Source organism: Corynebacterium sp. HMSC075D04, assembly GCF_001815635.1.
Taxonomy (GTDB): domain Bacteria; phylum Actinomycetota; class Actinomycetes; order Mycobacteriales; family Mycobacteriaceae; genus Corynebacterium; species Corynebacterium coyleae.
On record NZ_KV821344.1, the window covers coordinates 1 to 312 of the forward strand.

Sequence of the window (312 nt, forward strand, 5' to 3'; positions counted from 1 at the left end):
GGGTTAAGCGACAAAATGTGTGTCCGGAATCGTTGATTTTCATGCTCTGAACTCCGCGTTTGCGGAAAATATATGCTCCAAAAGCATATATTGGCCCTCTCTTGCGAAAATCCCCGGTGTGGCTGCCATGGTGTGCTACGGAGCGGTGGTTCGGTTGCCCAATGCCAAAGAACCGACCACGCTGCCATTGTGGCGGCGATATGAAACGAAACGGCACCACCAGCAACGGGACGACCCGGTGGCGGTGCAAAATCTGCGGTGCTTCACTGACCAAGCAGCGCAGCGATATCACCAACGCAGCCCTATTTCGTG

1 pseudogene is annotated in these 312 nt (G+C 54.5%); it reads left to right on the top strand.

Annotation, left to right across the window (positions count from 1 at the left end):
- Positions 1–161: 161 nt before the first annotated feature.
- A pseudogene (locus tag HMPREF3048_RS12090) lies at positions 162–312 on the top strand (IS256 family transposase); the annotation flags it as partial.